This window comes from Mesobacillus sp. (genome assembly GCF_049588175.1).
Taxonomy (GTDB): Bacteria; Bacillota; Bacilli; order Bacillales; family Cytobacillaceae; genus Mesobacillus.
Window position 1 is genome coordinate 1 of record NZ_JBAVFI010000606.1, and the last position, 4234, is coordinate 4234.

Annotated in this window: 2 protein-coding genes and 1 riboswitch; both genes read right to left on the bottom strand. The window is 43.5% G+C overall.

Features of this window, described 5'->3' with window-relative positions; all coding sequences use genetic code 11:
- Positions 1–248: 248 nt before the first annotated feature.
- Positions 249–1349, bottom strand: coding sequence for a sugar ABC transporter substrate-binding protein (locus WB217_RS14690; protein WP_423993982.1), 1101 nt, complete (start codon positions 1347–1349; stop codon positions 249–251).
- A 105-nt stretch (positions 1350–1454) separates the two neighbouring features.
- Positions 1455–1562, bottom strand: a riboswitch (SAM riboswitch).
- A gap of 151 nt (positions 1563–1713) precedes the next feature.
- Positions 1714–4234: dynamin family protein (locus WB217_RS14695; RefSeq protein WP_423993983.1), on the bottom strand; the 2521-nt coding region annotated here is incomplete at its 5' end.

Genomic DNA, 4234 nt, shown 5'->3' on the forward strand with positions numbered 1-4234 from the left:
GTCATATATGTTCCTCCTCTCCTATCAATCTGCAAAGCAGACACTCTCTTGATTTTGATAGTGTCTGCTTTTGTTTTTTTTAGTTGCAGGAAATTGGTAAAAATCAAACGGGATTTCAAGTTCGCCAATATAATTGTGAACTCCGCCAATATATTTGTAACTTCGCCAATAAACCTGTGAACTTCGCCAATATAATTTTGAATGCCAATTAGTCGGTGCTTCCAACAGTGAATTTTTAAAATTCCTCGTTATTTTTTGTAGTGATCCTTCAATTTCTCCATCCAATCTTCCGCAAATGCATCAGATTTGCCCCAGCCTTCGATGATTTCAGCCAGATTGACCATGTTCACCGGGTTTTTTGACTGCTGCAGCTGTTCCTGAGAAATCAACGCTGCTTCAAGGTCATATGTTTGTGGTGTTTCTTCTCCCGCAAGCTTCTTTGCCAGGATTCTCATATTAACAGCGCCAATCAGCTTAGGATCTACAGCGGCAGTATATTTCCATGAGCTGCCTTCTCCCTGTATTTCCTGAAGGTCCGCGTTGGAGACGTCGATTCCATAGATTTTGATTTCATCGCGTCCAGCTTCCTTAATCGCACGGGCAGCACCAATCGCGAATGCATCCCAAGTTGCAAAAATTGCATCGATTTCACCTTTAGGGTGCTTATTCAGCATCGCTGCCACTGCATTTTGCGTCTGGACACTTGTATCGGCAGCTGCCACTCCGAATCTCTCAACCTCTTTAATTCCAGGGTTAGCCTTCAATGTTTCCTGATACACTTTATTTCTTCTCACCATTGGCGGGAAACCGTCAACCCAAAGGTAGACAATATTGGCTTCACCGTTTTGTTCTTTTACCAGCTGATCCAGTGCTAGTTTGGCCAGTGCTTCATCGTCCTGGGAAGTGAGGGTGACTCCTTTTACCTGGGCAATGTCTGCATTTGAGTCAAATGTGACAACGCTCTTTCCCTTTTCGACTAGCTTTTTTACATCATCCACGGTAGCTGCGTCGTCACCATGGGAAATCAGAAATCCATCATAATCCTGCTGAAGCGCCTGGTTGATGGCATCATGGAATTTTGCCGTATCGCCATTTGCGGTGAATACGTCAACCTTGAAGCCAAGCGCTTCTCCTTCTGCTTTAGCCCCAGCTAAATACTGAGCAGTATGGTCATCGCCGCCAATCTTGCGGATGACCTTGATTTTCACTTCTTCCCCTTTAGCAAAGCGATCAGGAACTCCTTCAACAGGTCCGCTCGCAGTCTTTGTTTCCCCGCCGCCGCAGCCTGTCAGCAAAAGCGCTGTCGCAACCGCTGTTAAGAATACCTTTTTCAAACCAGTTTTTTTCATGTCTTTTTCCCCCTTTAAAATTGATTTGCTTTTTCCAACCATATAAAAAAACCTCTCTAGAAAAGAGAGGTTTCATCAGCGTAAAAGAACAGACAGATTCTTCCTCCCTTATCTTTCAAAACATAAAAATGTTTTGCAGGATTTAGCACCAATTCCGTATGGAACGGTTGCCGGGCGTCACAGGGCCAGTCCCTCTGCCACTCTTGATAAGAGAATTTCTTTATTAAGTTAACGGAGCAAATCGATAAACTTACTTTAATCTCCTATACTCATATTGTCAATATTATTTCGAAAATTAAATTTTATTCGTCTTTGACTGGATAAAAAAAGAAAGATCCCTAATCAGGAATCTTCCTTTTACTAGTTATTCCCCTCTGCCTGCCGCTGTCATCCATTCATATTGACGCAGTTTAACTTCATACAATGTCAATGGATCGCGATACAATTCAGGGTTCACTCTCATTTTTTCAAGCTCATTCTTGCCATATTCAATTTCTGAACGTGCCTCTTCAACGGCATGCTCAAGAGCAATGAAAGGCTGCTTGAAGAATAGATTAACATCACGTTCAATCGATTTTTCGAAAATCTCGAATTGCTGAAGGAACTTGTTCGCAATCGAAACGGCGATTTCATAGTAATCTTCGGTTTCAAGATACGTTTTATAACGATTGTACAGCATCGTATTATTTTGCGGCAGCACTCCAAGAAGCTTACCAGCACTCTTTAAAAAGAACTGCTGAGGAGTCGATCTGTGCATGATATTTACCTTTTCATAATAGACACCATTCGTCATCCGGTCAGCATCGCGGCGCCAGTCATCGAGCACTCTGAAATCACATTCGAGCTTAATCCGTTCATCCCCATACATCGCATTGAAGCCTTCAGCCATTTCATTCAGGTAGGACTGGCTATGGCCGAATTCATCCTTTGAAAATTGTACCCAGCCTTCTAGAGTTTCATGGAATTTAGGCAGCACCGTGTTGTCTAGATACTCCTGAATTCGTATATTCATTTCTTTATCGATCTCATCATGGAGCCTTCCAAAATCACTCTCTTCCGTCACTAAATCAGTACAGCCGCGAAGCAGTTCGGGAATTTTCTCGATGATTTCAGCGCGGGTATCGTCCTTAATTTTGCGGAACGATTTTTGAATAGAGCGTGATTTTTCCTCCTCAATATCTCCCAGCTGATTGATGGCTCCATTCAGCTTACCAACCATTTCTTCATTCCAGCTGATGGATTCCATATGGTTATTTTCGATTTCAATTCGCTTATCAAGCAAATAAGTGATCGCCCTTCTGACGAAGAATTGCAGTTTGGAAGTTCGCTCTTCTTCGAAGTTCATAGCGTTTCGATTTGTTTTGATAAAATCAGAGAAATCCTTTAGCTGCTGCTGCTTTTCATAATTTGAAGAGAAGGCAAACATTTTAGCTTCAGGGTAATATTGGCTTATTTCAGACCAGGTATTATCGAAAACTTCAATCGCTTCCTGCTGGCTGTAGATGACATCCATTTTATTCAAGAGGAAGTGGATCGGCAGGTTAGGGAAATACTCCGAAATCTTCGTAAGGATATCTCTTTCCTTCTCTGTGAATGGGTCATTTGCATTCAGGACAAACAGTAAGCTGTCTGCAAAACGCAGGTAATTGAACAGCGGATGCTTGTCGTAATTATTGCGGTTGACTCCCGGTGTGTCGATTAAAGCGAATTCATGCTCACGCAGGAACGGGAACTGAGCTTTAAAATCAATAACTGTTTCGTTCTTATGCGTTTGGCGGCGTACTCCAGCCACTTCCTGAAAATCGTTTACATCCGTAATTTCACGTACAACTGAATCCGTAATTTCCAGGATCTCGGTATTTTGCTGATCGTTGAAACGAATGACCGCTGCTGTAGGAGCAGTGATCAGCTCTTCACCGATGATTGTATTTACAAAAGAAGACTTTCCATTTCCGGATATGCCTGCAACCAATAAATTGTGGACATTGGACTCGTTCAGCTCTTGCACCATCCACTTGATCCGGTTGCCGACTTCGATTTCATGTTCTTCGGCCCACTTGATGATTGTCGTGAACAGGTTCATGCTATCCTCATAGCCATCGTGGTAATCACGCGAATTCAAGATGATCGTCTCTGCATCATGGATAGCAGCTCCACTGATCGTTGATGGGAACACTTCGTTCCAGGCAATGATAGAAGATGCTGAAACAAGGCTATTAGCCTGACTCGTGATCTTCAGCCAATTAGTAAGCATATCTGGAATCAAAGGTGAAATTTCCTTGATTAGCATATCGCCATTAATCAATTCAAAGTAGGCATCCTGGTATACAGCCGAAAGCTGATTCCAGCCATCCCTTCTGTTCCCATCCATTCCACTGAACAGATGATTGAATTCTCGCAGCCATGTCATATAGGTTGTCTGGCCCCTGTAGCTATGCCATAGTGAAACAGCCAGACGTTCAAAACGGCTGCGGTCTACCTGGAATAATACAGATAAAGCCGTGTTGAAATATGCAGGTTCGAATGTGCTTGTATTCCCTTGATCCACATATTGCGTCAACACATCGAACCAGCGTGGCGAACCAGTGCGCACCCCTTCATTGACAGCCAGTTCAACAGTATTATCCCAATCGTGGTGCTCTTCAAAAAAGGCACGCGCAATCTCGGTCACTCCAGGATAGTCAGGATCCAGCGCCACAGCTTGCTTAATGACAGCTACCGCTTTGTCTAAACTTCCCTGTTCTATGTAAAGGGATAATAGCTGCAAGCCGCTTTCGATTTTCAGGACAGTGCTTTCTGTCTGGATGGAAAGATACAGATCCTCCGCAGAAGGCAGCAGGCCAAGCTCAAGAAACGCGTCGCCCATGTTCTTCTTCGCCCATGGC

Excerpts from the sequence above, each read along its gene's own strand:
- WB217_RS14690 (WP_423993982.1), bottom strand. The coding sequence starts at position 1,349 with ATGAAAAAAACTGGTTTGAAAAAGGTATTCTTAACAGCGGTTGCGACA.